Genomic DNA, 26,260 nt, shown 5'->3' on the forward strand with positions numbered 1-26,260 from the left:
TGCGTCGGCATGTTGGACGTGTTGATCTGGTTGATTGTTCTTGTCGCCTCCACCTTGATGTTTCGCTATGCAGCGGGGACGCTTTCATGGACGGCGCCGAATCTCGTGTCGATTGTGTACTATTACTCGTTCCTTCTGTCGAGCTTCATCGGCGCGCTGCTGATCGCCTTGGGGATGGACGATTACTACATGATTCGCAAGCTGTTTCGGCCTGAGGAATACCGGCAGATTGGATTTGCTGTCGTATGCTTTGTCATGATCGTGTTCCCGCTGTCGATGGTGGTCGTTTCAAGGCTGTGCGGATTTGAAGCGAGGCAGGAGTTTCGCGCCTATTTGCAAAAGCCGCTTTCTCCGTTGGCTGGAGCGACGGGCAGCCAAGTGTTTTATGCGTTTTTGGCGCTGTCGCTGCTCAGTTTTGTCGCCATTGCGTATATGATTTGGAAAACGCCGACGATTCCGGTGTTTGCGCTCTTGACAGGGACGGATGAGAGCTTGGCTGCGTTGCGTGTTGAGGCGTCGCGCCATTTTGCCGGAAACGTGCTCGTTCGCAATATTTTTGCCATTACGCTCACGCCGCTTTTGTCGTTTATCGCTTATTTGTTTGCCGAGCTGACGCACGAGTGGCGGTGGAAGCTGCTGTTTATCTGTCTGTTTGTCGGGGCGGTGTTCGTCAATGTGTATGATTTGGCCAAATCGCCGATTTTCTTTTACGTGATGATGTTTTTGCTGATTCGCATCTACATTGGAAAAACAAGGCTGTCGGCGGCGAAATTGGCGCTGTATGGGGGAGTGGGGGCGGCGGTGCTCGTCGGCATGTACATCGTCATTCAAGGGGTGCAAGATGCCACGACCTTTTTGTCTTACAACAAGGGCCCGATCGGCCGCATGATTTTGGCGCAAATCGCGCCGACGTTTCTTCATTTGAATTTGTTCGGCGAAGCGCTGCCATTTCTTTATGGAAAAAGCTTGCCCTCGATTTTAACAGGGTTGTTTGACGTCGAGAACGTCCGCTCCGCCCGCCTCGTGATGGCGCACGTGTTCCCAGAGCGGATTGAAGACGGGACAGGGGGAGTGTTGAACACCCTTTTTGTCGCTGAGGCGTATGCCAATTTCGGTTATGTGGGGATCGTCATCGGCACGCTGTATGTCGGTGTCGTGACGCAGCTGTTGTACATTGGGTTTCTACGGTTGCCAAAAAATCCTTTGTTTTTAAGTTTGTTCGTTTATTTTTCCATTAACATCCCCCGCACGCTCGTCGGTGGGTTCACCGATTTTTTGTTCAATCCGACCTGGGTGCTGCTCGTGGCGTTGTTTGGCGGAATGGCGTTATGGCTGCGGGTGCAGGGGGATTTACGGGCATGGTTTGCAACGAAAAGGCGAATCACTGATGAGGGATGAATGATGAAAACCGTATTGATTTATTACCCGTTTTCACTCGCCGCGGAACGAAACAGCGGGTCAAAGCTGCGGCCGTATGAAATGCATCAGGCGTTTTTGCGCTGGGGAGCGAAAGAGGGAGTGGACGTTCTTCTGATCGCCGGCACGTCAGCCGAGCGGGAGAAGCAATTTCAAGAGCTCCGCAGCCAAGGCAAGCTCGATGATGTCTGGTTTTGCTATATGGAAAACCAGACGATTCCGCTTTGGCTCACGGACCCAGGACACCGGCCGCAACGTCCGTTCGTCGACCGGGACGTTCTCCGCTACTTGAAAGCCCGCAACGTTCCGATCGGCGTCTTTTACCGCGACGTCTATTGGAAGTTTCCTGATTTGTATCCGCTCCGCGGTTGGAAAAAAGCGGCCATGCAAATGATGTACCGTTGGGAAGAACGGTTTTACGAGCGGTACTGCGATGTCATCTTTTTGCCGAGCCTCGAAATGGGAACATATGTCGCGATCCGCCGCCCGATGGTCGATTTGCCGCCGGGTGGGAAGCAAAAGCCGTTTCAGCGGTTCGGGACGGCGAAACAGCCGCTGAATGCCATTTATGTTGGCGGCATCAACAATGCCGACTATGGGCTTTTGCTCCTGCTTGAGGCGATTCGCTTGGCAAACCGCCGCAAGCCGCTTGTTTCGCTCACCGTCGTCTGCCGAAAAGACGAGTACGAGCGGCAGCCGCTTGCGGTGAAAGAAGAGCTTGCCGCCTTGCAAGTGCGCGTCGAGCACGTCAGCGGCGAAGCGCTCGACCGTTTGTATGCGGAGATGGATTTCGCCTTCATCCCGCGGCGGCGGAGCGAGTACAATGATTTTTCCGTTCCCGTCAAACTGGTCGACTATCTGTCGAGCGGCCTGCCGATTGTCGCCACCGCTTGCTCAGCGCAAAAGCGATTGATTGAAGCGGATGGGTATGGCGTCATTTGCGACGACAACCCGTCGTCGATGGCAGAAGCGATCGCCAAGATGGCGGACATGCTCGAGGAGTGCCGCTTGCGCATTGCGCGGACGTTTATGGCGAAACATTCATGGGAAGCGAGAGTGGAAAAGGTGAAAGAAACGTTGGTGGGGGGCCTCCGATGAAAGTCGCCTTATTGGCTCCAAGCAAATCGATCCATACGCATAAGTGGGCCCGCTTTTACCAAACGCAAGGCATCGATGTGAAAGTCGTGACGTTTAAAGACCATTACGGGCCGGAGCAAGCGAAAGAAGTCGAGACAGTCGTGCTGCCGAAATGGCTGCCGGGGAAGTTGTCGTATTTTTCCACTGTCTTTTCATTAAAGCGGCTGCTCGCTTCGTTTCGACCAGATATTTTGCACGCCCATTATGCCTCCAGCTACGGGTTGATCGGGGCGCTTGCGGGGTATCATCCGTTTTACGTCTCCGTCTGGGGACGCGACGTGTATCAGTTTCCGAATGCCAATCGCTGGAACCGACGGATGCTTGAATATACATTGCAGCGAGCGGATGTCATTTGTTCGACAAGTCATGTGATGGCGAAAGAAACCGGAAAGTATACGGACAAACCGATCGAGGTGACGCCGTTTGGGGTGGATGTCGCCCGCTTCAAACCATTGCCGAAACAGCCGAAACGGACCGTGACGATCGGCACAGTGAAAGCTCTTTCGGACAAGTACGGGATCGCTGATTTGATTCGAGCGTTTGCCGTTGTGCACGAGCGGCATCCACAAACGGAGCTGTTGATCGTCGGCGATGGGCCGCAGCGAAGTGAATACGAGGAGCTGTGCGCCCGCCTCGGCATCCAATCCGTGACGACGTTTGTCGGCAAAGTTCCGAACGAACAAGTGCCACTGTACATCAATCAAATGGATATTTTCGCCGTGCCTTCGACTGAAGACAGCGAAAGTTTTGGCGTTGCCGCCGTCGAGGCGATGGCGTGCGGCGTTCCCGTTGTCGTCTCCAACGTCGGCGGGCTGCCGGAAGTCGTCCGTGAGGGAACAACGGGGTTGATTGTGCCGAAAAACAGTCCGGAAAAGCTAGCGGAGGCGTTCGAACGGCTGTTGCTTGATGAGAGGCTGCGGCAACGAATGGGGGAAAACGGCGTCAACCATGTTCATGAACATTACGATTGGACGGAAAATGCGATGCGCATGATCCGATTGTATGAACAAACGTTGAAAGGCGGTGGAGGGAGTCGATGAGGAACAAAGCCGTCATATCAGCCGCCGCGGTTGGTGCTCGTTTGTTGCCGAAAGCGGAGGCTAAGTCGCGAAGCCGGCGGCTTTCCGTTGGCAAGCTCATGATGACCGTCGGTTCGCGGCAACGATTATACATCCAAGGACAGCGGAACGATGCCAGGGGGGCGTTGCCCTTTTTCCACGCCTCGTTTGCGCTCACCTCTTGGCGCTCGAAATGGAACGTTTGTTTGCGATTTTGGGGGAAAGTGGTGTGGAGCGGACGATGAGGATCATTTACCTATGCCAACACTTCCCGCCGGAAACGGGCGCACCGCAAATTCGTGTGTATGAGGTGAGCAAAGAGCTGATCAAACGGGGGCATCAAGTGGAAGTGCTCACGGCATTCCCGCATCATCCGCACGGCGTCATCCCGGAGCCATACCGCGGCCTGTTTTATTTGTTTGAACAATGGGACGGCATTCCCGTTCATCGGACATGGATTTATCCGTCGCCAAAGGGGAGCTTTTGGAAGCGACTCGCTTCGTATTTTTCATTTACGTTCAGCTCGTTTTATTCATTGCTTGTGAAAGCGAAGCCGACGGATGTGATCATTTGCAATTCCCCGCCGTTGTTTTTAGGGATCACCGGGTACGTGGGCGCGAAGTTGAAACGGGCGAAGTTTGTTTTCAACGTCGCTGACATTTGGCCGGAATCGGCCGTTGAGCTCGGCATTTTGAAAAATCGGCTGTTCATCCGAATGGCGAGATGGCTCGAGCTGTTTTTATACCGGAAGGCTTGGAAAATCGCTGCCGCGACAGAAGGCATTCGCGATTATATGATTGAACAAGGAAAGGCGCCCGAGGATGTCTTTTTATTGCCGAACGGCGTCAACACGGATGTGTTTCGCCCGCTGCCGAAAAACAAAGAGTTGCTTGCGGAATTAGGGCTCGAAGGAAAAGTGGTGTTTACGTACGCCGGAACGATGGGATACGCCCAAGGGCTCGATTCGGTATTGCGGGCGGCGGCCATCGTCAAAGCAAAAGATGAACGGGCGCATTTCCTGTTTGTCGGCGACGGCCAAGAGCGAGAAAAGTTGATGGCGTTAAAAGAAGAGCTTGGCCTTGACAACGTGACGTTTTACGGATCCGTTCCGGTTGAGAAGATGCCAGCGATTTTCTCCATCACCGATTACAGCATCGTTTCGTTGCGCAATATCGATTTGTTTAAAGGAGCAAGGCCGTCGAAAATTTTCCCGGCGATCGCCACCGGAACCCCGGTGCTGTATTGCGGCGAAGGGGAGAGCGCAGAGATTTTAGAAACATACCATTGCGGAAAAATCGCTCCTCCAGAAAATCCTGAACAGATCGCTGCCGCGGTTCTCGAGTTGCTTTGTCTTCCGAGCGAGGAATACGAAAAGATGGCGGAAAATGGGCGCAAGTTGGCGGTGGAGCAATATTCTTGGAAGCGAATTGTTGATGATTTGCTTCACGCCCTTAGCGATGAAACAAATCGCGAATCCGTTTGGCCGGCAGAACAATAAAAAAGGAAAGGGCGTCAGCTTATAAGCAGGATGCCCTTTCTTTTCTTTTAGGGGAAAAGTGGCTATGTTTCCATTTGGATAGATGCAACGAAGACGTGGAACAGATTCTTGACGGAAAAGCGGTTGGTCCATGTTCGACTGTCGAAAGCAAGCCAAGGCGTGACGGAAGACCGAACAACCGCCTGCTTCACAGACTCCTCGATGGGCCTGGAAGCGGCGTGGTTCGGTCGCTCGACAGTCGATCCCATCCTCGGTAAAAGCTGCAAATGGGAAAGCTTCAAACATGGCCTCTATATGGAATGATCGTTTTCTTTATACAATGGCCATGCGATCACTCGAACGAGACTTCCGCCCCACGGAAGTAATGCTCTAAAATTTGCTCCGCCGTCCATCCGCGCTCGGCGAATGCTTTTGCTCCGTATTGGCTCATGCCGACCCGGTGCCCCCATCCTTTTCCAGTGACAGTGATCGAGCTGACCCCTGACGGCGAGGCGGAAAGCGGCATGATGCCATCCGTTGTTTGTACTTTGATTCCTTCGACGCCGGCGAGCGAAACCGTTCCGTTCTCTGTTTGGACAGAATAAGATGACAAGGAAGAGGCGGCGATGCTGCCGTTCGTCGTTTGAATCGACACGGATGGACCGCTTTTTTGCACTTGAATGTCAAACCAGTTGGACGGCAAGATGCCGTAAAATTGATTGCCGTCTAGCGGGAACAGTTTGCGGATGGTCGTTTCATTGCCTTTTACCGTTTTTTCGCCTGCCGAGGTTTCAATCGTGACGGCCCCCACTTCCCCGTTCGCGCCGGTTTTGGCGATCGAGACGTCGTATAAAACAACCGATGGATCGGTGAGCCCGAACGAACGCAGCAGCACAGACGGGGAGAAGGTGAACGACCAACGGCTGTACGGCGATGATTCATACGGGTCATCGACGCTCGCCAAATATGGGTAGGCGGTTTGCGACGAGTTCCAGACGTCGCTTACGTTGGCGGTTCTGCCGCCGCTTGTCGAGTGGTAATACGTTTCAATGACACTGCCATTATATTTCAGATACAATCCTCTTGTCGCATCCACTGCCTCGTTCGATCGGGGAGATTCTCCATCATATCCTTTATACGTCTGTGTGTTTGGATTGGTCGTCAAACTTGTTTTATGTTTATAGGCATAGTTTCGGGCTGCAATGGCTTGCGCCTTCAGCGCCTCAAGCGGCCAAGAGGCAGGCATCTCGCTCGGCACGACTCCTTTTAAATAATCTTCCATATCTAAAATATTGACAGCATACAAGACGTTGCTTTGCCGGCGAATGTCGACGCTGCCGCGATAACGGGTTTGATTCACTTTCACAAGCGACAACGGCGCAGCGCCGATCGTTTCTTGAATGGTAAATCCGGTGCTTGAAAAATCCGTCTTTCCATTGTACGTGACAAACACGGTCGAAGAGGAAGACTGAAATGTCAGATTTGTCCCGCTTGGCAACGGGGTGATCGTCAACGTCTCTTTATTGACGATTTGATAGTTTCCTTCGACGGCGGCTGTCACCGATGCCCCTTTATATAAAAGGACTTGCACGGGATTGTTGTACGTTTTCACCCCAGCGGCGTTCGAGGCGGAAGGAGAGGTGATGAGCCAAAACAGGACGACAGCCAACCACGCTAGTTTTTTCATCGTCTACTTCACCTCACCAAATTCAGCGGCCATCCAACCCCGCCGCCCGTCAGACAGCTGCACGTTGTACCATTTCTCTCCTTTGCTGTTGGTAAACGGCTGGATATAGACCATCTCTGTCCCTTTTGGAACGGTCGCAATAATCGGATAAGAAGTCGTCGCTCCTTTTCGAATATTGACCGCGGCCGTGGCGATGACGTGCTTGGTGCTGTCGCTGCTGACAGCGGATGTCGAGACATCGCCTGAATGGATCCATCCTTTCAGCGATGAAGATAGGACGACGTTGTACCAAAGTCCTTGGGAAGTAAGGTGCGCCCCGACGACTTGCAGTGAAGCCCCTGCCTGTTTATAAGTGATGACGCGGTAGCTCGTTGACGCTCCGCTGCGGACGGCCGCATTGTTTTTCGCTACATAGACGACAGAAGGCAAAGAAGGCGAAGCGGGTTTGCTGGCAAGTTGTTGTTGAAGCTGTTGAATTTGTTGTTGCTGGGCGGCCAGTTGTGCTTTCAGGTTGGCAATGTCGTTTTTCATCGGGTTGAGCTGGGACGTCACCCAGTCGACGCTCGCTAACACGACTTCTTCCGATGCTTTCATCGCCGATGGCGTAAACAAGAGGGCGCCTGCCGTCATTCCGACCGCCAGGCTGGCAGCAACGGCCCATTTGGCTTTTCGTTTCATCATGTTCATCTCCCCCGTTTTTGGATATGGAAAGAAAGGAGAATAATAGCTTTCCTAAAAGGCCGGTGAAACACAACGGATTCGCTTGGTTCATGAGGAATCGCAAGGAATGAAAACGCGATGTTGCCATGTTTCTCCAGCTTGAGAAACACCGTTGCCAAAGCTTTATATCCGTTGCATCATCGGCCTTCTCATGCTATTATTCTCCGAATACGAACAAACTAGAATTGACTGAAATACTCTTCCAATCCTTCGCGAATGCCGACGGCCGCTTTTTGGCGGAACGCTTTCGTTTTGAGCAGCGCCTCTTCATTTGGATTGGAGATGAAGGCGAGCTCAACGAGAATGCTCGGCAGCTCGTTTTTTCGGTTGACGTAAAAGTCTTGCGTTTTATGGCCGCGGTCATATGTTCCGAGCTGTTGGACAAGATGTTTTTGCACGATGGCGGCCAACTGCTCGCTTTTTGGCCCATTGAAGTTGCTCGATACGTTGTAGTACGTTGTCGTTCCGCGAGATGTCCGCGAGTACGAGTCGGCGTGAATGCTGATAAAGGCGTCGTAGTCGGAACTGTTGGCGATCCATGTCCGTTCAGACAGCTCCAAAAAGATGTCGGTGCTTCGCGTCAATTTCACGATCGCTCCGGCCCGCTCCAATTCTTCTTTTAGCAATAAGGCGGTGTCGAGAGTAATATCTTTTTCCCGCGTGCCGCCAGGGCCGATCGCCCCGGTGTCGTGCGCCCCATGCCCTGCGTCAATAATGATTTTTTTGCCCTTGAGTCCGGTCTCGAGAATTTTCAGCGCCAATCGGTCGCTGTAATGGCGAAGGGTGAACGTGTACCCCGGTTCAAAGGTGATGAGCAGGCTGCTGCCCGTCCACTCCACCGTTTGGATGCCTGGAATGTCGGTCGACGGGACTTCAGCGTAGGAAAACGAGCCGGTGATTTTCAGACGATTGCCCGGCAACAACGAATAGGAGACGCGGAAATTAGACGTTTTTTTCCACGTCAAATAGGCATTGTCGTTGATGGTCGAAAACGTCGGTTCAACGAGACTATTTAAGGCGACGGTAGAGGTGCTTGATTCCTCCACCCATCCGCGGACGCCATTGGATGTTTCGACATTCAGCCATCTATGATATTCGTAAAGGACAGCAAGCCGCTCATTCGCTGCCAACGCCTTCAACGATTGATAGTTCGAAGATGCACCTCGGCGCAGCGGAGTGCCCGCCTGTTTGACGTATACGTAGGATGGGGCTTTTACTTCAAACACCGGCATCCATCCCGTTTTCCCCGATGCAGAGGTGACTTGCACCCAGTCGAACGGAGATGCTTCTGTCGTCTTCAAAACCGTGACCGTTCGGTTTTTCGCAATCCGCTCGATGACGGCGGCGCTCAACGAAGGTTCGGCAAACAGCGCCGCATTAGCGGTTGTCACCTGCTTTTGCATCCCCTGGCTGGCTGGTGGGGAAAGGTAGGATTTGGTTACGACCGTCTCGTGCACCCAGCCGAGCGTTTTTCCATTGAGGGACACTTTGTACCAAAGCGCTCCCGACGCATCTTTGGCGCTTGACAGGCTGTTCAGTTTGGTTCCTTTTTTCAGTTGGGTGACGACTTTTGCTTTTAAAGATGGAGCTTGCCGCACATTGGCGACCGACACGCTGACCGTCAGCGGCTGGCCTGAGATGCTGGACGTATCCGAGACACCGCTTGGAACCGAAATGGTTGATGACATCGTCAACACTTTTTCCGACACCCATCCCCGGACATGTCCGAGATCAACGCGGTACCAAAGTTCCTGACCATTTGTGACGAACAAATCGATCACTTTGACAGATTGACCGCGTGACACTGTGGCGACGGCGCGGTAATGGACGCTCGCCCCGCGGCGAACCGGGGAGGACTGCACAACGTTCATGAATGTCGGCAAAAGTGTCGGAAGCTGTTTGGGTATGTAGATCTGTTCCGTTTTCACCCATCCTTTGACTCCCGCCCACTCCACACGCACATACTGTTCCCCGAGCGAATTGGTGAACTCGGCAATGATGGAGACGACATCGCCGTTAGACAGTGTTTTGACGACCGGATAGTAAGGGGATGCCCCCTTGCGCATCGCGATGTCGTTGGCGGCGATCACCGCACGCTTTCCGACGAGCATGGAAGGCGGTTGGTTAGAAAAGCTGTCCGCACGCGTCCAGCCGGTGACGCCTCCGTACTCGATGCGGTACCACGTTTCACCATAGGCATTTTGAAACTCGTCTATGACTTTCACTTGTTGGCCAGCGGGAATCGAACCAACGGACCGATATGAATCGGTTGCCCCTCTTCTCAGCAACGAGTCTTGCTTGGCGAACATCACGTTAGGGAAGGCGGAAGAGACATGCGCTTCAGAAAAGTCGTCTGCCCGCGCCCAGCCCGTGATGCCCTTATATTCGATGCGATACCACGTTTCGCCAGCAGCGTTTTGGAACTTGTCGATGACCTTTACTTGTTGGCCAGCGGAAATGGATTCGACGATTTGATAGGAATCCGTCGCTCCTCTCCTCAGCAAAGCGTTATGCTCAGCGACCATGAGTGTCGGTGAGGATGAGGACGGACTTCCATCGGCGGCCAAGGCGGCCGACGGCCACAGCGGGCAAGTCGCCAACAAGACGGAAAGAAGCGTTTTTTTCAAGGATTCGATCCCCCCTTTTTTCTCAAGTTTGCGTTTTCTATACTATCATAGCGAATTTTGCCGTTTTATCCAACCCGAATTCAGTCCTATTATGAGAAAAAATGAAAAGTTTTGTTGAAAAAGAGAGAAAAAAAGCAGAGGACATGAAAAGTTGTGCTCTTTCATCATCATTGCGGCATGATATACGCTGTAAATGGAAAAAGGCGCCCCATTGCTTTTGGGAGCACCTTCTTTGTGATCGTTAATTTTGGTTTTGTGTGGATGGTGAATCGCTGCGCGTGAGGGAGGCGTTGGACGTCTCGAGCGCTTGCCGCAGCGTTTCATTGATTGAGCTGACCGATTGCTCGTCGGGGATGTAGTAGTACACGCCGTTGATCGTTTCGTCGTATCCTTTCAAATGCAAATTTTCTACATCCGCGTTTTTCATTTTTTGATAGACATAGATGAACGACAACAAATCGGCCGGAGGGATGTTCGTCCGCACGTGATCCCCTAAATCGGCGATGATGTCATCCAGCTTCGGCAGCGAGGTGATGGATGTGCTTTTGTCAATAATGGCACGAATGACTTGTTTTTGCCGCTCGTTTCGGCCAAAATCGCCGCGGGGGTCCGATTTTCTCATGCGCACATAGGCGAGCGCTTCATTGCCGTTCAACTCTTGTTTGCCTTTATGGAACGTATGCCATTTGAGCGAACCTGTCAGTTGGGCTTTGAATGTAAACGGAACATCTACCGTGACGCCGCCGAGGGAATCGACAATTTTTTCGAACCCTTCAAAATCAGTCGTCACGTAATAGTCGATCGGAACATCGATCAGCTCATTGACGGCTGCAATCGTCGATTGAATGCCTCCATGACTGTAGGAGTGGGTGATTTTGTCTTTCCGCCCTTCGCTCGGGATGTAAACGCGCGTGTCGCGCGGAATGCTCAACAAATACACTTTGTTCGTCTTCGGATTGACGGTCAAAAGCATGACGACATCAGACCGCCCCTCCTCGTCGTGGTACTGGTTTTCCACTCCAACCAACAGCACGGTAAACGGATCTTTGCGCATTTCAATATTTCTTGCAGGCTTGCTTGATGGATCAAGCGCTTGATAAATTTTGCTTGACGCCTGTTTCGTCTCGGAGTAAATATTGTAGCCAAAGGCGCCGACACCCCCGAGCAAAAGAAGAAACACGAGCAAAAATAATCGGCGGAGCCGCTTTTTTTTCTTTCGCTTTTTCACCGTTTTTCTTGTATGATTCATCGTTTAACCCTTCTTTCCTTTACGGTGTCGTTTTAGGAAGACGGAAGCAACCGTTCGGCATACTCCATCGCTCCCGCCTGAATGTCCGCCCTTCCGTTTGTCAGTTCGGTCATCCACTCGCCGAACGAAGACTGGCCGTCCTCGGGAACGAGAACATCAAACGTGACGCGGTCGGCATATTGGATATTTTTAATAGTATATACGGAAGAGCGCAGCTCATTTTCCACCTTCCCAAGCCACGGGTAGTCGATCGTAACATGCATGACGCGCATGAGCCGACGCTCGACGATGCCGGCGGCGTTCAGCCCCTCGGAGACGGCGCGGCTGTAAGCGCGCACCAACCCGCCCGCGCCGAGCTTGATGCCGCCAAAGTAGCGGGTGACAACGGCGACGGTGTCTTTCACCCCTTTTTTCTTCAGCACCTCAAGCATGGGCACCCCTGCGGTGCCGCTCGGCTCGCCGTCATCGTTCGCTTTTTGGATTTGGTCATGCTCGCCGATCAAATAGGCGGAGCAGTTGTGGGTGGCATCCCAATGCTTCTTCTTGATTTGTTGAATAAAGGCGACGGCCTCTTCCTCGGTTTCAGCGCGATTGATATAGCAGATGAACCGTGATTTTTCGATCACGATCTCGCGTTCGCCGTATCCTTTGACCGTGTAATATGTTTGCAACAAAGCAAAACACCTCAACATACAAAAAACGCGAAAACGGTTTAATTTTGTTCATTTTTTTGCATGAATGGCTAGCGCTCTACTCTAATTATGGTAAACTGAAAATAAAAGAGCAATAGATAGGGCATGCTTTTATTATTATAAATCGACAACTTTTTTCCTTCAAACAAATTTTGCTGGCGCCCATGCGCACCGCTTGGCAGCGCTGTTGGAGGTTGGCAAATTGGCTGAGGCAAAACAGTGGGACGTGAAGCAATTAGATCGGATTGTCGAAAAAATGATCGACACCGTTCAACACAGCAAAGACGAAATTTTCCGCATCGGGGAGCAGTCGCGTCAAGAGCACGACCATTTGCTTCGCGAACTCGAGGAGGTGAAGCAGCTGACCGTGCAGGCGATCGAAGAAGCGGATCAGCTGGAAATGAAGGCGCGTCAGGCGCGCCGCCGCCTGTCGGAAGTGAGTCAAAACTTTTCCACCCACTCGGAGCAAGATATTCGCGAGGCGTATGAAGCGGCGCATGAGTTGCATATGAAGCTGACGATGGTGCGCGAGCGGGAGAAACAGCTGCGGCTGCGCCGCGACGAGCTCGAGCGGAGATTGGCGAGCCTTGCGCAAATTATCGAACGCGCCGATTATTTAGTTGGACAAATTACGGTCGTGCTCCACTACTTAAACAGCGATTTCCGCCAGGTCGGCGAGCTTATTGAAGGAGCGAAGCAAAAGCAGGAATTTGGGCTGAAAATCATCGAAGCCCAGGAAGAAGAGCGGCGGCGGCTGTCGCGGGAAATCCATGACGGCCCGGCGCAGCTGCTCGCTCACGTCCTTCTTCGGTCTGATTTGGTCGAAAAGGTGATCAAAGAGCGAGGGACAGAGGCGGCGATCGCCGAGATTCGTGATTTTCGCAAAATGGTGCGTTCGGCTTTGTCCGAAGTGCGCCGCATCATTTACGATTTGCGGCCGATGGCGCTTGATGATTTAGGATTGGTTCCGACGCTAAAAAAATACTTGCAAACGACCGAAGAATATAACAAGGGAGTCCACATTTCCTTTGTACATATCGGCGAAGAAATTCGGCTGCCGTCGCGGATGGAGGCGGCCGTGTTTCGGCTTGTCCAAGAATCGGTGCAAAACGCCTTGAAGCATGCCGAAGCGCGCCATATCGACGTCAAAATGGAAGTGACGTGCCACCATCTGCTTGTCAGTGTCAAAGACGATGGCAAAGGATTTGATCCATTGGTCAAAAAAGAAAATGCGTTCGGCTTGATTGGAATGCGGGAGCGGGTGGAGCTGCTCGGCGGCACGCTCGACATCCGCTCAAAGATTGGCAGCGGAACGACCGTGTTCATTCGCGTTCCGCTCGACCGTTCGACTGACAAAACGAACAAGGAGGAAAGGAAACGATGAAAACACGCATCGCGATTATCGACGATCACCAGCTGTTTCGCGAGGGCATCAAGCGCATTTTGGAATTTGAGGGCGATTTTGAAGTCGTGGCGGAAGGAAGCGACGGAAGCGAAGCGCTTTCAATCGTCGAAACATACCGACCCGATTTGGTGCTGATGGACATTAACATGCCGGACATCAACGGCGTTGAGGCGACGAAACAGCTGATTGAAGCTTACCCTGATACGAAAGTCGTCGTGCTGTCGATTCATGACGATGAAAACTATGTCATGCGCGCCTTGCAGACGGGAGCGACCGGGTATTTGTTGAAGGAGATGGACGCCGATACACTCATTGAGGCGGTGAGAATCGTCGCGGAAGGCGGTTCGTACTTGCATCCGAAAGTGACGCACAACTTGATTCGCGAATACCGCCGATTGACGACGGAAAAAGGCGGCGCAGTGGTTAAGCAGGAGGTGCGCCGCCCGCTTCATTTGCTGACGCGGCGCGAGTGCGAAGTGCTGCAGCTGTTGGCTGACGGCAAAAGCAACCGCGCCATCGGCGAGGCGCTTTACATTAGCGAAAAAACGGTGAAAAACCATGTCAGCAGCATCCTGCAAAAGTTAAACGTCAACGACCGGACGCAAGCCGTTGTGGTCGCGATCAAAAACGGCTGGGTCGAGGTGCGCTGAACGGAATGGGGGCTCTGGCCAGTCTTTGCAGCGGTGCATTGACGATCGAAGTGGCTTCCTGTGGCATCGATGCGCCGTTTGGCGGCGAAGGAGCGGCTTGGGCAAAGCGTTGCATGAGGATCAACGATTTTCCGCTTCACGGCTTGCCCGCGTTCTTTGCCTCCTCATGCATTGAGCGGTGGTGGACAGCCAGTCTTTTTGGTATAATGGCAGAAAAGGCTGAATCAGGAAGGAATGGCGCCCGTGAAAATTGCGATTGTCACCGATAGCACGGCTTATTTGCCAAAAGACGTGCGCGAGCGGCTCGGCATCCGGATGATTCCGCTCAGCGTCATTTTTGGGGACGAAACATATCGCGAAGAGATCGATATGACGGCCGATGAATTTTTCGCCAAAATCAAGCAGCACCCGAAGCTGCCGACGACATCGCAGCCCTCAGTCGGCGAATTTGTCGACTTGTTCACTGCCATTCGTGAGGAAGGGTACGACGCTGCCATCAGCATCCACCTCTCAAGCGGCATCAGCGGCACGTACCAAGGGGCGGTCACGGCAGGGACGATGGTGGATGGCCTGCGCGTTTACGCCTACGATTCGGAAATCAGCTGCATGGCGCAAGGGTTTTACGCCATCGAAGCCGCCGAGATGGCGCAAGCGGGGAAAGCGCCGGACGAGATTCTCGCCCGCCTCGATGAGATGAAGCGAACGCTGCGCGCCTACTTTATGGTCGACGACTTGGCCCATCTGCAGCGGGGCGGACGGCTGACCGGGGCGCAGGCGTTCATCGGCGGCCTCTTGCAAATCAAGCCGCTTCTTCGCTTTGAAAACAAAGTGATCGTGCCGTTTGAAAAAATTCGCACGCGCAAAAAAGCGATCCACCGCATCGAAGAGCTGTTCGCCGAAGATGCGGAAAAGGGTGTGCCGCTCAAAGCCGCCATCATCCACGCCAACCAGCCGGATGAAGCGGGCCGCTGGCGCGATGAGCTGTCCGCCCGCTATCCGCACGTCGAATTTTCGATCAGCTATTTTGGTCCCGTCATCGCCACGCATGTCGGCGAAGGCGCGCTCGGGTTGACGTGGTATCAGCCTTAAGCCGGGGCTGCAAAGCGCCGTCTCGAGGCGCTGCAGCCAAGCGCAAGGCGGAACGGTGCGCTCCGCCTTGCGCGGCGGCGAATTTGTTGTACAGTAGGTTTCTCTCTGCTTTATGAAACGGACCGAAGATGCGGGGCTGGCCGAACTTGTCGAACCGTTTTCCTTTCCTGAAAAACTTGTCGCTATTTCCCTGGGAATGTTGTCGAAACACGTTATCGATCGGCTCCATGACTCTCCTGTGAATCTTCGCTGGCATCAGGTTTCGCCACATCCATTTCTTTCGAAGGCCGATATGTCGTGAAAAAGACGGTCAAACCACATCCTGATTCCATTTGGAAAGGCCTTTTCATCTCCACTTTCTTTTCTGATCGAATGTTGTTGTTTTGTGCATGACACCCGTCTTTTATTACCAGCCTTCTAAAGAATGCCGTGAGATCGCTCTTCCTGTACCTTTATGCGCTTCAAGTCTCTCAACTTGGGGAGAGGGTGGTTTTCCATGGCGTTTTTGCCGCGTCATCCGCTCTTTTTGGCTCCCGACTAGGAGACATGCTTTTCCTAAATGACAAAAGGAGTGATGCTCATTGTACATTCCCCCATCAGCCGCTGCTTCCCCGCTCGTCGCTTGGCTCAATGGCCAGCGCCTACCCCGAGAGCAGCTGCCGTTTCCTGATGGAGAAGTCGCTGCCGCCATCCAGACCGGTTCGCTATGCGAACAGCCCGGGCTCATCAAAACAGCGCGCGGCTGGCGCTGCGGCCGTTGCGGAAATGATGATCGCCATCTGTTCGCCTCGTTTCCATGCGCCCGCTGTGGATCGGATTGCGCGTATTGCCGCAAGTGTCTCGTGATGGGGCGCATCAGCTCCTGCACTCACCTTGTGCACGTGACGATGCCGCTTCCGTCCGAGCGGCACGAGGCGCCGCTTGTTTGGGATGGGACGCTGTCCGCCGCTCAGGAGGATGCCGCTATGGCTGTCAAACAGGCCGTGCTCGATCGAAGCGAACTGCTCGTTTGGGCCGTATGCGGGGCAGGGAAAACCGAGATTTTGTTTCCCGCCATCGCCGCCGCGCTCGAGAAGGGCTGGCGCGTTGGCCTCGCCACGCCACGGACCGATGTTGTCCGCGAGCTTGCTCCCCGCTTTCGCCAAGCGTTCCCGCGCGTTTCGCTCGCCGTATGGCACGGCGGAAGCGATGAGCGCGGGCGGATCGCTTCTTTGGTCCTCTCCACCACCCACCAGTTGCTGCGGGCTTACCGCGTCTTTGACGTTATGATCGTGGATGAAGTCGATGCCTTCCCATATTCTGTTGAGCCGATGCTCCAATACGCCGTCAGTCAAGCGCGGAAAGAACAGTCGAGCCTCATTTATTTAACCGCCACCCCATCCCGCGATTGGCAGCTTGACATCACAAGAGGCAAACGGAACGCCGCCGTCATCCCCGCCCGCTACCACGGCCGTCCGCTTCCCGTCCCCGTGTTCGAATGGTGCGGCAATTGGCGCAAACGGTTAGAGCGCGGCCGCTTGCCCGAAAACGTCCTTGCGTGGGTTCTCCATCGTTTGGCGCAGGGAAAACAAGCGTTTTTGTTCGTTCCCCATATCGATGAGCTTGAAGCGGTCACCCGCCTCTTGCAGCGCGTCGATCCCCGCATCGTCGGCGTTCATGCCGAAGCCCCAGACAGAGCTGAGCACGTTCAGGCGTTTCGCGATGGGCGCGTGCCGCTGCTCGTCACAACAACGATCCTTGAGCGCGGCGTGACCGTGCCGAACATCGATGTCGCCGTCCTTGGCGCCGAAGACCGCATTTTCACGGAAAGCGCCCTCGTGCAAATCGCCGGCCGCGTCGGCCGCCACGCCGCGTTCCCTGACGGCGATGTCCGCTTTTTCCATCACGGGAAAACGAACGAGATGGTGCGGGCGCGCCGCCACATTGTCCGCATGAATGAGACAGCAAAGAAAAGGGGGTTGCTGCATCGATGAACTGCCTTCTTTGCCATTCTCCATATAACCCGATTAACAGCTGGCGCCAGCTTCTTTTCCTCGAAGACCTTGACGTCCTTTGCCCGCGCTGCCGCGGGTCGTTCGCCGTCATTCGCGGCCGCCTTTGCGAGATGTGCGGCCGTCCGCTTGAGGAAGCCAAGCCATCGCTGTGCGCCGACTGTCTAAGGTGGCAGGAAGATGAACAATGGGGGAGGGTGCTCGTGAAAAACCGATCTGTCTATCTATACAACGACTGGATGAAAGACGTCGTCGCCTTATGGAAATTCCGCGGCGACTATGTCATCGTCGAGGCGTTCCGCCGACCGTTTTCCCAAGCGTTTCGCCGCCATTTCGGCCGCGGCTGGCACGTCGTCCCGATCCCGTTAAGCCGCGAGCGCCTCGATGAGCGCGGCTTCAACCAAGCGGAAGCGCTCGCCCGCTTGCTTCCATCCCCGTATTTCCCTTGGCTGGCCCGCCGGCATTCCGAGAAGCAGTCGAAAAAATCGCGCCGCGAACGGCTGAAGACCGACAACCCATTTTTCCTTGCCGATCATCCCCCGCTTGACGGAAAACGAATCGTGCTGATCGACGACATTTACACAACGGGCATCACCATCCGCCACGCGGCCCGCGTGCTGCTTGAGGCGGGGGCGGCGGAGGTGTGGGCGTTGACGTTGGTGCGGGCGTGAGCAGGCTAAACATTTGCCTGCAGGATGCCGATATAAACAGTAGCAACCGAATGGAGCGGAAGGTGAACGGGGATGGAAATTCGCAACGTTTTTACCAGACAACCGATAACGTCGCCAAATCAAACGCTGGTGGTGCAAAAAGGGGAAACATACGATGCCGTCATCAAAGAAAGCCAAGGCGGCGCCGCCGTTGTCGTGATCAAAGGGATCGAAGTGCAGGTGCGAACGGAAGGGGAATGGCCGCAGGAAGGGCGTGTGGCCATCAAGATCGTCGGGGAACAAGACGGAGTTCCAGTGGCGCGAATCGTTCCCCGTCCCCCCCAAGAGACGGACAAACAAGCGGTTCATTTTTCTGCTTCTGAACCGTTATCGCCTGAGCTGAGACAGGTCGGGGCTTGGCTGCAAAAACATGGACAATCGCTCACAAAAGAGATCGTTTCCACCTTGCGTACCTTTTTCACCGAAGCCCCAGGCACCGCAGAGCAAAAACTCGATACCGTCCGCGCGGTCATCAATAAGCATTTAGAACTGACGGGCGTTCATCTTGCGACCGTCCATGAGGCGCTGCATGGGAAGCCGCTCGGAGAGAGGCTCGTAGATATGGTAGAGGAGCTTAAGGTGAATGAACAAAAGAAGTTCCGCGTTTCCATGGAAGGAAAATTGGACGACAGTGCGTCAACTTCTATGTCCCGTGTTGGTTCTCCACAAGAATTCGTTCAACAATTGCTGCAACGATTAACAGCTCTTTTGTCCGAACCGCATCAAAAGGCAAATGGCACAGAGATGATGCAAGCGATCAATTTATTGCGCGACAAGGTTCTTCATGCCATCGAGCAACTGAAAAAAGAGCCGCATCTTGAACAAGCGCTTGACTTGATTCAAAAGGAGATTGGAGAAGGAGTTCAGATTCATCCTGCCTGGAGGCAGGCGTTCAACGAAGCATTGACAGAAGCGCGCCAGTCGATGGAAAGCGGAAGAGAGCTTGCTGCCCGGAAAGCGTTGTTCGATATGTTGAGTGACATGGAACAAACCCTTTCTTCGGGATCATTGGACCATGTTCCGCTTAATGGAACATGGATGCAAGTGAGTGTGCCGATGCAAACGAAAGACTTTCTCGTGCAAACGGTCACAGCCAAAATGGCACAGGCGTCCCGTGACTTTCAGATTGTGAAGCGCAATGTGATGCGCCATTTGGAGACGGTGCTGCACTGGGCGGAACAAAGAGGACAAGCCGCCCGCTTGCAGGCAAAACAGTACTTGGAAAGCGCAATTAAGCAGTTGGACAACGTCATTTTAAAAAGTGATTTGATGCTGTTTACGGACATGGCGACGGAAAAGCAGCTGATGAAGGCGAGCTCCCAGCTGGCTGAAGCGAAAAAGCGGCTTCGTCAAGGGGATGAGCAAGGCGCTCGAAAATTGGTCAATGGGGTAAAAGAGACCCTTGCGAATATGGAACTGAAACTTTCCGAAGCAAAAGTGAAGCATTTTGTGGTTGGGTTGGGCGAACCGCAGGAAGATGCGTCCAAAGCATTTCTCCGGCACATAAACGAAGCGACGCAGCCGTTCGTTGACGGCCCATCAGCACGGCAACTGTTTGAAGCATTCCGACGGTTTGGTTTTACCCACGAGTATGAGGCGGCTGAATCGTTCGTGCAAAAAGGTGCGGACGAGGAAGGAACACTGCAAAATATGAAGGCGGCGCTCTTGCAGCTTGTGCAAAGCGAAAATGAACCCATCGCGCGCCAGTCGGTGCAAGCGCTGGCCAATTTGACTGGCCAACAGCTGTTGAACCGCTGGGACGCAGGAGTGGGCATGCAAAGCCTGTTCTTCTCCTTGCCGTTGCGATGGCAAAATGAAGTGCGGAACGTCAACGTCTATGTCAACGCCCGCCAAGATGGCGAGCGAATCGATTGGGAAAACTGTCAGCTGTATTTCTTGCTGGAGACGAAAAAACTGGGAGACCTCGGCATTTTGCTTCAAGCCAATGAGCGAAGCTTGTCCGTCACCCTTCGCAACGACCGCGATGACTTTGCCCAAAAAGCCGCGCCGTTCATCGATATGGCGAAAAAGCGATTGGAGGAGATCGGCTACCACGTCAAAATGGTCAACATCACAAAGCTGACGAATGAAACGAAGCGGCAGGAAGAAGAAAAACGGGTGCCATCCGTTCGCCTGTACGGACCGTTTACGGAAAGAGGGTACGATTTCACGATATGATGGCGCAATATTTCAATCAAAAAAAACGAAAGCAAATGACTGGTCCGACGGCGGCCGTCATCCGGTATGACGAATCGTCGGGCCAGTCGCCGACTGTCGTCGCCCAAGGAAGCGGACATGTGGCGCAGAAAATCATTGAACTGGCGAAACAGCATCACATCCCGATTCAAGAGGATCCATTGCTCGTGCAAAACTTGCTTCAGCTTGATCTTGGCGACCGCATCCCGCCGCAATTGTATGCGGTCATCGCTGAAATACTCATTTTAATTCAGGAATTTGAAAAAAATCACTAAACATGCCTGAAATAACGACCGATATAAAAATGGGGGTAATACATAGTGGATTTTTTTACAGAAGAATGGATTTACCAAAAAAACTCGCAACAGCTGACGGCATTGTTATATGAAGGATTGATGGAATGTTTGGAAGAGGCCATCACGGCCCTTGAACAAAAAGACTATTGGAAAGCGAACAAACAGCTGCAAAAAGGAAACGACATCCTTCGCCGCCTCGGCGTTGGATTGCGCTATGACGCGGGCATCATCGCCCATCAGTTGGATGCGCTCTACAACTATATGGCTGAGCGCCTCATCGAGGCGAATATGAAAAAAGACGTGAAGATTGTTCAGGAAGTGTGGCAATTAACGACTACGATCGCCACCGCGTGGAACGAGGCGCTGAAGAGCGGCGCCTCCCCCGCGCAAACGGTGCGAAAGCCCAAAACAGCAGAGTATGAGCAGTTCATCGCCTATGAGCAATCTTAAGCAAAGGAGTCGGTTTCGATGCGAATCAACCATAACATTCAGGCGCTCAACGCCTACCGCAATTTGGCGGCCAATCAATCGAGCATTTCGAAAAACTTGGAGCGCCTCTCCTCCGGCTTGCGCATTAACCGTGCGGCTGACGACGCGGCGGGGCTTGCCATTTCGGAAAAAATGCGCTCGCAAATTCGCGGCCTGCAGATGGCGGAACGGAACGCGCTCGATGCGATTTCGCTCATTCAAACGGCGGAAGGGGCGTTAAACGAAGTCCACAGCATCCTGCAACGGATGCGCGAGCTGGCTGTGCAGGCGGCGAATGGGACGAACCAAGATACGGATCGCGAAGCGCTTGACAGCGAGTTTCAGCAGTTGATTGAAGAAATTGACCGTATTGGGCAAGATACGCAATTTAACAAAATGAATATTCTTGCTACTGATCAAAATATCGATATCCAACTTGGAGCCAACAATGGGCAAACGTTGACATTATCTTGGAAACAGCAATTGAAAAACTCTCTTGGCGAGGATGCTACAGACATTAGCAATTTAAATATTAAAACGATTACTGATGCCCAGAATGCGATCACAACATTGGATAATGCCATCATCTCCGTATCCAAATCCCGTTCTAAGATGGGGGCTTACCAAAACCGCCTCGAGCATACCATTAACAACTTGACAACCGCGAACGAAAACTTGACCGCCGCCGAATCCCGCATCCGCGATACGGATATGGCGATGGAGATGGCCGAGTTTACGAAAAACAACATTTTGACGCAGGCGGCGCAGGCGATGCTCGCGCAGTCGAATCAGCTGCCGCAAGGGATTTTGCAGCTGTTGAAAAGTTAATTGAATCCGCGTTGGGCGGGGCATAAACGCCTCGCCCTTTTGCTATGATTGTGCGATAATGGGGGTAGCGAGAGGTGATGACGATGGAAGTGCAAAAAGTAACGCGCGCTGGGCTGGCGAACGTGAGCCGCAAGGATGACGTCCCGATGGAATCGGTGTCCTTCACCGAAGTCATGGCGAAAACGCGCCACAACGTCGTATGGGAGCGGATCAACGAACAAGTCCGGCAAATCGAGGAGCAAGGGAAAAAGCTTGCCGAGTCGCGGACGGTTGAGGATTTGCGCAAATATAAGCAGCTCGTCAAGTCGTTTTTGGACGATGCGGTGAAAAACGGCCTGCAGCTGGAAGAACAGCGCGGCTTCAGCCGCGGCGGGCGGGCGCGCATTTATAAGCTCGTGAAGGAAGTCGATCAAAAGCTCGTTGAACTGACGAATGAAGTGCTGCAAAAAGAACAGCGTGGACTCGAGATTTTGCGGCTTGTCGGCGAGATTCAAGGGCTGATCATTAATATTTACACATGACGGAATCGTTTAAGAGTACAAGATCGATTCCGCAATGTTGCGTTGGTCATCAATATTGACAGATTATCGATCTGCTTGCGGCTGTGGAATATGTTCAACGGCGCCGCATGCAGGGACGCGTCACTGACAGGAGGGGCGGTGTTGGCGACGAGTTGGTGACCACCAGGCGGGCGCCATTATTCAACCTAATAAGTTTTTATACAGCGGCTTCATAGGCAATGATCGGGAGGGATCCACGATGGCGGAACTATCCAATTGCTCGAAGTGCGGGCGGTTGTTTGTCAAATTATCGACGCGTGATGTATGCGAATCGTGCCACCAAGAGGAAGAGCGGCAGTTTGAGCGTGTCTACGCGTTTTTGCGCAAACGGGAAAACCGCACGGCGACGATGGCGCAAGTTGTTGAGGCGACAGGGGTGGAGGAGAAGCTGATCATCAAATGGATTCGCGCGGGGCGGCTGCAGCTCGTCCATTTTCCAAATCTCGGCTACCCTTGCGACTCGTGCGGAGCGATGATCCGTGAAGGGCGGCTGTGCGCCAAGTGCCTTGGCCAGCTGCAAGCCGACTTGCGACGGGCGGAGGGGGAAAAGGAAAAAGAAGCTCGTTCCCGCCGCGCCACTTATTACACCCAAGACTATCAAGAACGCTAAACATTTCCGTCAACGTTCCGATATAAACAATAGCCAAATGCAAACAAGCGCCGGTCAAGCGAGGTGAATGTGATGAAAATCCACCATATTGGACCGATGGGCGTCAACCCGTACCAGCGTCAGCTCGCCAAAACGGAGCGGCTGGCGACGGAGAAGGCGTCTAGAGATCAAGTGGAAATTTCGAAAGAAGCAAAAGAGCTGCAAGAAGCGGCGAGCTGGGAACAGGCGCGGCAGGCGAAATTGGATGAGCTGCGCCAACAAATTGAAAACGGCACATACCAAGTCGACCCGCGGGCGGTCGCCAAGCGGATGATCGAGTATTATCGAAACCATCGATAAAGGAAGCGGATCGTGATGACGTTTGCGGCACTCATCCATCTTTTGCGGGCGCATATCGAGCTGCATGAAAGCTTGCTGGCGCTTTCGCGGCGGAAAACGGAAGCGTTGAAAAAAAACGATATCGAGGCGCTGTCGGCTTTGCTTACGGATGAACAAAAGCATATTTTGGCCATCCGTCAACTCGAAGAACGGCGGCGGCGCTGGCTGAAAGAGGTGCTCGGCGATGAAACGGTGACAATCGCCCAATGCGAGGCGATGGCGAAAGGCAAGGAGCGCGAGGAATTGCGTGAATGCCGTGAGCGGCTGAAACAGGCGGTGAACGCGGTGGCGGAAGCGAATGAGTTGAACCGCCAGCTCATTGAGCAGTCGCTCCAGTTTGTCACCGCCATGATCGAGACGTTCACCCCAACGCCGTCCACTTACAGCCGCACGCAAGGGTACGCGCCATCGCCAGACCGCCCGCTGTTTGAATCGAAAGCGTAAGGGGGAGAACGATGCTCTCGACATTCCACGGATTAGAAGCCGCTCGGCGCGCCATGATGGCCCAGCAAGCGGCGTTGTATACGACAGGACATAACATCGCCAACGCCAATACGGAAGGGTATACACGGCAACGCGTCCAACTCAAGGCGACGCCGCCGTTTCCGACGCCCGGGCTCAACCGCCCGAACATCCCAGGGCAAATGGGGACAGGGGTGGAAGCGTCGTCGGTCGAACGGGTGCGTGAATATTTCCTCGACATCCAATACCGCGGCGAAAACAGCAAACTCGGCTATTGGGAAGCGCGCGCGGATGCGGTGTCGAAGATGGAAGACATTATGAATGAGCCGTCCGACAGCGGACTGGCGAAAACGATGGACCAGTTTTGGCAGGCGCTTCAAGATTTGAGCACCCACCCGGAGAACGAAGGAGCGCGCTCCGTCGTCCGCCAGCGCGGGTTAGCGGTCGTCGAGACGTTCCATTACTTGTCAAATTCCTTGGCGCAAATCCGCACGGATCTTGGCACGCAAATCGGTACGACGGTGACGGAAATCAATTCCCTTCTCAACCAAATCAGCGCATTGAATGAACGGATCGCCGAAATCGAGCCGAACGGCTATTTGCCCAACGACTTGTACGATGAGCGCGATCGGTTGATCGACCAGCTGTCGCAATATATGGAGATCGGTGTGGAAAAGCATCCAACTGGCGGAAACGCCTTGCCCATGGCGGAAGGAACGTACGATGTTTACGTGATGAACGGGAGCGCGAAAGTGTATCTCGTTCAAGGCCGAACGGCGTCTGTCGTGTCGTTTTCCGATGGCAGCGATGTCGACGGCGACGGGGTGAAGGAGATGCCTCCCGATCTAGGCATCAATACGCTCGATGTCAGCGGGACGACCGTTTCCTTTTCCTCTCTTCCGAACGGCAAATTGCGCGGGCTGATCGAAGGATACGGCTATCAAACAGGAACCGACGCCAGCGGCCAGCCGATCGTCAAAGGGCTGTACCCAGACATGCTGGCGAATTTGGACAAGCTCACCTACACGTTCGGCAAGGTGTTCAACGACGTTCATCAACAAGGCTACGGGCTAAACGGGAGCACGAATCACCCGTTTTTTGACGGGATCGGCGCAGTGAGCGGCGCGGCGAAAACGATCAAACTCGCCGCCGACATCGACGATTTGGCGAACATCGCGGCGTCAACGAAAAGCGGGGAAACAGGGAATGGCAACAACGCCATCAACCTCGCCAACGTCCGCAGCCTGCTTCTGTCCAATGCGACCGTTTCGCTGCAAGACGGCATCTCCGTCAACTTGGCGTCCCTTAATTTGCCGCTTTCCTCAGGCACGGTCGAAACGAACTACCAAGGCTGGATCGGACAGCTTGGCGTCGACGGTGAGCAGGCGAACCGGATGAAAAGCAATAGTGAAATTCTGCGCCAGTCGGTGGAGGAAAAACGGCAGTCGGTCAGCTCCGTGTCGCTGGATGAAGAGATGATGAACATGATCAAATTCCAGCACGCCTACAACGCCGCGGCGCGTCAAATTACGGTGATTGACGAGATGCTCGATAAACTCATCAACGGCATGGGCGTCGTTGGAAGGTAGGTGAACGGTGATGCGTATTACGCAAAGCATGTTGGCGAATAATATGTTGAAACAAATCACCCGCAGCTACGAAAAGTTAGATCAATATCAAACCCAGCTTTCGACGGGGAAAAAAATCACCCGCCCGTCCGACGATCCTGTTGTGGCGATGAAAGGAATCGCCTACCGTTCGAATTTAGCCGAAGTCGAGCAGTTCAAACGCAATTTCTCGGAAGCGTACAACTGGGTCGAAAACTCTGATTCGGCGCTTGACAAGGCGACGCAGGCGCTGCAGCGCATCCGCGAGCTCGTCGTGCAGGCGAGCAACGACACATACGAAGAAACCCAGCGCCAGTCGATCGCCAAAGAAGTGCGCCAGCTCACCGAACATTTGGTCACGATCGCCAATACGAAAGTCGGCGACAAATACATCTTTAACGGCGCGAAAACGACGGAGCCACCTGTTACTGTGAACCCGGACGGCACGATTTCCGTGTCGACGAACAGCCAACAGCTGAACATTGAGCTCGCCAAAGGCATTTACATTCCGGTCAACATTCCGCCGAGCACAGCGTTCGGGGCGGGCAGCGGATTGTTTTCCGACTTGCAAAACTTGGCCGCTTCCCTCGAAAATCCGAGTACGACCGGTAATGATTTAACGGGCTATTTAGACAAACTCGACAGCCATTTGACAAATTTGCTCGGCGTCCGCGCCGAACTCGGCGCGCGCATGAACCGGATCGAGCTGATGGAAGACCGCATCGACAGCCAGCAGGTGATCGCGGAAAAAATGTTGTCGGACAACGAAGACGTTGATCTTGAAAAAGTCATCACCGACTTGAAAACGCAAGAAAGCGTCCACCGAGCCGCTTTGGCCGTCGGCGCGCGCGTCATTCAGCCGACGCTGGTTGACTTTTTGCGCTAAGCCAGCTTCCTGCTGGCTTTTTTCACCGAACAGTCCCGCGCTGTTTTGGTATCCATCCCAA

General features: G+C 53.6%; 25 protein-coding genes. 20 read left to right on the top strand and 5 right to left on the bottom strand.

The window, feature by feature from the left end; genetic code table 11:
* The first annotated feature begins 9 nt into the window (after positions 1 to 9).
* The 5 genes from ACVX3G_RS04565 to ACVX3G_RS04585 are packed head-to-tail and all read left to right on the top strand — an operon-like array spanning position 10 to position 5,109.
* Positions 10 to 1,398: an O-antigen polymerase gene (locus ACVX3G_RS04565; protein WP_033026343.1), complete on the top strand. Its 1,389-nt coding sequence runs from the start codon at positions 10 to 12 to the stop codon at positions 1,396 to 1,398.
* On the top strand, positions 1,399 to 2,514 hold the full coding sequence (locus tag ACVX3G_RS04570; RefSeq protein ID WP_033026341.1) for a glycosyltransferase: 1,116 nt from the start codon (positions 1,399 to 1,401) through the stop codon (positions 2,512 to 2,514).
* Positions 2,511 to 3,593 (top strand): glycosyltransferase, encoded by a 1,083-nt coding sequence (locus ACVX3G_RS04575; protein ID WP_081130761.1) that lies wholly within the window; start codon positions 2,511 to 2,513, stop codon positions 3,591 to 3,593. Before ACVX3G_RS04570 ends, ACVX3G_RS04575 begins: the two co-directional genes overlap by 4 nt.
* Positions 3,590 to 3,856 (top strand): hypothetical protein, encoded by a 267-nt coding sequence (locus tag ACVX3G_RS04580; RefSeq protein ID WP_081130762.1) that lies wholly within the window; start codon positions 3,590 to 3,592, stop codon positions 3,854 to 3,856. Before ACVX3G_RS04575 ends, ACVX3G_RS04580 begins: the two co-directional genes overlap by 4 nt.
* Positions 3,853 to 5,109: a glycosyltransferase family 4 protein gene (locus ACVX3G_RS04585; protein ID WP_031406975.1), complete on the top strand. Its 1,257-nt coding sequence runs from the start codon at positions 3,853 to 3,855 to the stop codon at positions 5,107 to 5,109. The genes ACVX3G_RS04580 and ACVX3G_RS04585 overlap by 4 nt, the downstream gene beginning before the upstream one ends.
* 331 nt (positions 5,110 to 5,440) lie before the next feature.
* Here the strand turns inward: ACVX3G_RS04585 and ACVX3G_RS04590 are convergent, their stop codons facing one another.
* The 5 genes from ACVX3G_RS04590 to ACVX3G_RS04610 all read right to left on the bottom strand — a co-directional run bounded on the left by ACVX3G_RS04590 (position 5,441) and on the right by ACVX3G_RS04610 (position 12,045).
* Positions 5,441 to 6,775 (bottom strand): SpoIID/LytB domain-containing protein, encoded by a 1,335-nt coding sequence (locus tag ACVX3G_RS04590; RefSeq protein ID WP_021321966.1) that lies wholly within the window; start codon positions 6,773 to 6,775, stop codon positions 5,441 to 5,443.
* 3 nt (positions 6,776 to 6,778) lie between these two features.
* On the bottom strand, positions 6,779 to 7,456 hold the full coding sequence (locus tag ACVX3G_RS04595; protein ID WP_013146448.1) for an SH3 domain-containing protein: 678 nt from the start codon (positions 7,454 to 7,456) through the stop codon (positions 6,779 to 6,781).
* A 218-nt stretch (positions 7,457 to 7,674) separates the two neighbouring features.
* Positions 7,675 to 10,122 carry an SH3 domain-containing protein gene (locus ACVX3G_RS04600; protein WP_021321967.1) on the bottom strand — a complete coding sequence of 816 codons (2,448 nt, stop codon included), beginning with the start codon at positions 10,120 to 10,122 and terminating at the stop codon, positions 7,675 to 7,677.
* 241 nt (positions 10,123 to 10,363) lie between these two features.
* A complete protein-coding gene (locus tag ACVX3G_RS04605; protein WP_081130511.1) occupies positions 10,364 to 11,371 on the bottom strand; it encodes an LCP family protein in 1,008 nt (335 codons plus the stop codon).
* A gap of 32 nt (positions 11,372 to 11,403) precedes the next feature.
* Positions 11,404 to 12,045: a YigZ family protein gene (locus ACVX3G_RS04610; protein ID WP_014196788.1), complete on the bottom strand. Its 642-nt coding sequence runs from the start codon at positions 12,043 to 12,045 to the stop codon at positions 11,404 to 11,406.
* 220 nt (positions 12,046 to 12,265) lie between these two features.
* On the opposite strand from ACVX3G_RS04610, the gene ACVX3G_RS04615 reads away from it, so the two are divergent.
* The 15 genes from ACVX3G_RS04615 to flgL all read left to right on the top strand — a co-directional run bounded on the left by ACVX3G_RS04615 (position 12,266) and on the right by flgL (position 26,199).
* Positions 12,266 to 13,447, top strand: coding sequence for a sensor histidine kinase (locus ACVX3G_RS04615; RefSeq protein ID WP_014196786.1), 1,182 nt, complete (start codon positions 12,266 to 12,268; stop codon positions 13,445 to 13,447).
* Positions 13,444 to 14,118 (top strand): response regulator, encoded by a 675-nt coding sequence (locus tag ACVX3G_RS04620; protein WP_020278885.1) that lies wholly within the window; start codon positions 13,444 to 13,446, stop codon positions 14,116 to 14,118. The genes ACVX3G_RS04615 and ACVX3G_RS04620 overlap by 4 nt, the downstream gene beginning before the upstream one ends.
* Positions 14,119 to 14,361: 243 nt before the next feature.
* On the top strand, positions 14,362 to 15,207 hold the full coding sequence (locus ACVX3G_RS04625; protein ID WP_015375861.1) for a DegV family protein: 846 nt from the start codon (positions 14,362 to 14,364) through the stop codon (positions 15,205 to 15,207).
* Between the two features lie 581 nt (positions 15,208 to 15,788).
* A complete protein-coding gene (locus ACVX3G_RS04630; RefSeq protein WP_328091304.1) occupies positions 15,789 to 17,180 on the top strand; it encodes an ATP-dependent helicase ComFA in 1,392 nt (463 codons plus the stop codon).
* Positions 17,177 to 17,869, top strand: a complete 693-nt coding sequence (locus tag ACVX3G_RS04635) for a ComF family protein (protein WP_011232616.1) — start codon at positions 17,177 to 17,179, stop codon at positions 17,867 to 17,869. Before ACVX3G_RS04630 ends, ACVX3G_RS04635 begins: the two co-directional genes overlap by 4 nt.
* Positions 17,870 to 17,941: 72 nt before the next feature.
* A complete protein-coding gene (locus tag ACVX3G_RS04640) occupies positions 17,942 to 20,086 on the top strand; it encodes a hypothetical protein (protein ID WP_479454584.1) in 2,145 nt (714 codons plus the stop codon).
* Positions 20,083 to 20,379, top strand: a complete 297-nt coding sequence (locus ACVX3G_RS04645) for an EscU/YscU/HrcU family type III secretion system export apparatus switch protein (protein ID WP_014196778.1) — start codon at positions 20,083 to 20,085, stop codon at positions 20,377 to 20,379. Before ACVX3G_RS04640 ends, ACVX3G_RS04645 begins: the two co-directional genes overlap by 4 nt.
* Before the next feature lie 45 nt (positions 20,380 to 20,424).
* Positions 20,425 to 20,850: a flagellar export chaperone FliS gene (fliS, locus tag ACVX3G_RS04650; protein ID WP_014196777.1), complete on the top strand. Its 426-nt coding sequence runs from the start codon at positions 20,425 to 20,427 to the stop codon at positions 20,848 to 20,850.
* Between the two features lie 18 nt (positions 20,851 to 20,868).
* Positions 20,869 to 21,696, top strand: a complete 828-nt coding sequence (locus ACVX3G_RS04655; RefSeq protein ID WP_014196776.1) for a flagellin N-terminal helical domain-containing protein — start codon at positions 20,869 to 20,871, stop codon at positions 21,694 to 21,696.
* A gap of 83 nt (positions 21,697 to 21,779) precedes the next feature.
* Complete coding sequence (locus ACVX3G_RS04660) at positions 21,780 to 22,217, top strand: YaaR family protein (RefSeq protein WP_011232611.1); 438 nt, start codon at positions 21,780 to 21,782, stop codon at positions 22,215 to 22,217.
* Positions 22,218 to 22,455: 238 nt separating this feature from the next.
* The gene (locus tag ACVX3G_RS04665; RefSeq protein ID WP_014196774.1) at positions 22,456 to 22,866 is read left to right on the top strand and encodes a TIGR03826 family flagellar region protein; all 411 of its coding nucleotides are present in this window, start codon (positions 22,456 to 22,458) and stop codon (positions 22,864 to 22,866) included.
* Positions 22,867 to 22,938: 72 nt separating this feature from the next.
* Positions 22,939 to 23,205, top strand: coding sequence for a flagellar biosynthesis anti-sigma factor FlgM (gene flgM, locus ACVX3G_RS04670; RefSeq protein ID WP_011232609.1), 267 nt, complete (start codon positions 22,939 to 22,941; stop codon positions 23,203 to 23,205).
* Between the two features lie 15 nt (positions 23,206 to 23,220).
* Positions 23,221 to 23,688 carry a flagellar protein FlgN gene (locus tag ACVX3G_RS04675; protein ID WP_014196773.1) on the top strand — a complete coding sequence of 156 codons (468 nt, stop codon included), beginning with the start codon at positions 23,221 to 23,223 and terminating at the stop codon, positions 23,686 to 23,688.
* 11 nt (positions 23,689 to 23,699) lie between these two features.
* Complete coding sequence (gene flgK, locus ACVX3G_RS04680; RefSeq protein ID WP_014196772.1) at positions 23,700 to 25,295, top strand: flagellar hook-associated protein FlgK; 1,596 nt, start codon at positions 23,700 to 23,702, stop codon at positions 25,293 to 25,295.
* A 10-nt stretch (positions 25,296 to 25,305) separates the two neighbouring features.
* Entirely contained in the window at positions 25,306 to 26,199 is an 894-nt protein-coding gene (gene flgL, locus ACVX3G_RS04685) for a flagellar hook-associated protein FlgL (protein ID WP_011232606.1), read from the top strand.
* The last annotated feature ends 61 nt before the right edge of the window (positions 26,200 to 26,260 follow it).

Source organism: Geobacillus sp. PLS 41 (assembly GCF_056494105.1).

Bases quoted from the DNA above. Each gene is read 5' to 3' on its own strand.
- ACVX3G_RS04565 (WP_033026343.1), top strand. From the start codon at position 10: ATGTTGGACGTGTTGATCTGGTTGATTGTTCTTGTCGCCTCCACCTTG.
- ACVX3G_RS04570 (WP_033026341.1), top strand. From the start codon at position 1,399: ATGATGAAAACCGTATTGATTTATTACCCGTTTTCACTCGCCGCGGAA.
- ACVX3G_RS04575 (WP_081130761.1), top strand. From the start codon at position 2,511: ATGAAAGTCGCCTTATTGGCTCCAAGCAAATCGATCCATACGCATAAG.
- ACVX3G_RS04580 (WP_081130762.1), top strand. From the start codon at position 3,590: ATGAGGAACAAAGCCGTCATATCAGCCGCCGCGGTTGGTGCTCGTTTG.
- ACVX3G_RS04585 (WP_031406975.1), top strand. From the start codon at position 3,853: ATGAGGATCATTTACCTATGCCAACACTTCCCGCCGGAAACGGGCGCA.
- ACVX3G_RS04590 (WP_021321966.1), bottom strand. From the start codon at position 6,775: ATGAAAAAACTAGCGTGGTTGGCTGTCGTCCTGTTTTGGCTCATCACC.
- ACVX3G_RS04595 (WP_013146448.1), bottom strand. From the start codon at position 7,456: ATGATGAAACGAAAAGCCAAATGGGCCGTTGCTGCCAGCCTGGCGGTC.
- ACVX3G_RS04605 (WP_081130511.1), bottom strand. From the start codon at position 11,371: ATGAATCATACAAGAAAAACGGTGAAAAAGCGAAAGAAAAAAAAGCGG.
- ACVX3G_RS04620 (WP_020278885.1), top strand. From the start codon at position 13,444: ATGAAAACACGCATCGCGATTATCGACGATCACCAGCTGTTTCGCGAG.
- ACVX3G_RS04635 (WP_011232616.1), top strand. From the start codon at position 17,177: ATGAACTGCCTTCTTTGCCATTCTCCATATAACCCGATTAACAGCTGG.
- ACVX3G_RS04640 (WP_479454584.1), top strand. From the start codon at position 17,942: ATGGAAATTCGCAACGTTTTTACCAGACAACCGATAACGTCGCCAAAT.
- ACVX3G_RS04645 (WP_014196778.1), top strand. From the start codon at position 20,083: ATGATGGCGCAATATTTCAATCAAAAAAAACGAAAGCAAATGACTGGT.
- ACVX3G_RS04655 (WP_014196776.1), top strand. From the start codon at position 20,869: ATGCGAATCAACCATAACATTCAGGCGCTCAACGCCTACCGCAATTTG.
- ACVX3G_RS04660 (WP_011232611.1), top strand. From the start codon at position 21,780: ATGGAAGTGCAAAAAGTAACGCGCGCTGGGCTGGCGAACGTGAGCCGC.
- ACVX3G_RS04665 (WP_014196774.1), top strand. From the start codon at position 22,456: ATGGCGGAACTATCCAATTGCTCGAAGTGCGGGCGGTTGTTTGTCAAA.
- flgM (WP_011232609.1), top strand. From the start codon at position 22,939: ATGAAAATCCACCATATTGGACCGATGGGCGTCAACCCGTACCAGCGT.
- ACVX3G_RS04675 (WP_014196773.1), top strand. From the start codon at position 23,221: ATGACGTTTGCGGCACTCATCCATCTTTTGCGGGCGCATATCGAGCTG.
- flgK (WP_014196772.1), top strand. From the start codon at position 23,700: ATGCTCTCGACATTCCACGGATTAGAAGCCGCTCGGCGCGCCATGATG.
- flgL (WP_011232606.1), top strand. From the start codon at position 25,306: ATGCGTATTACGCAAAGCATGTTGGCGAATAATATGTTGAAACAAATC.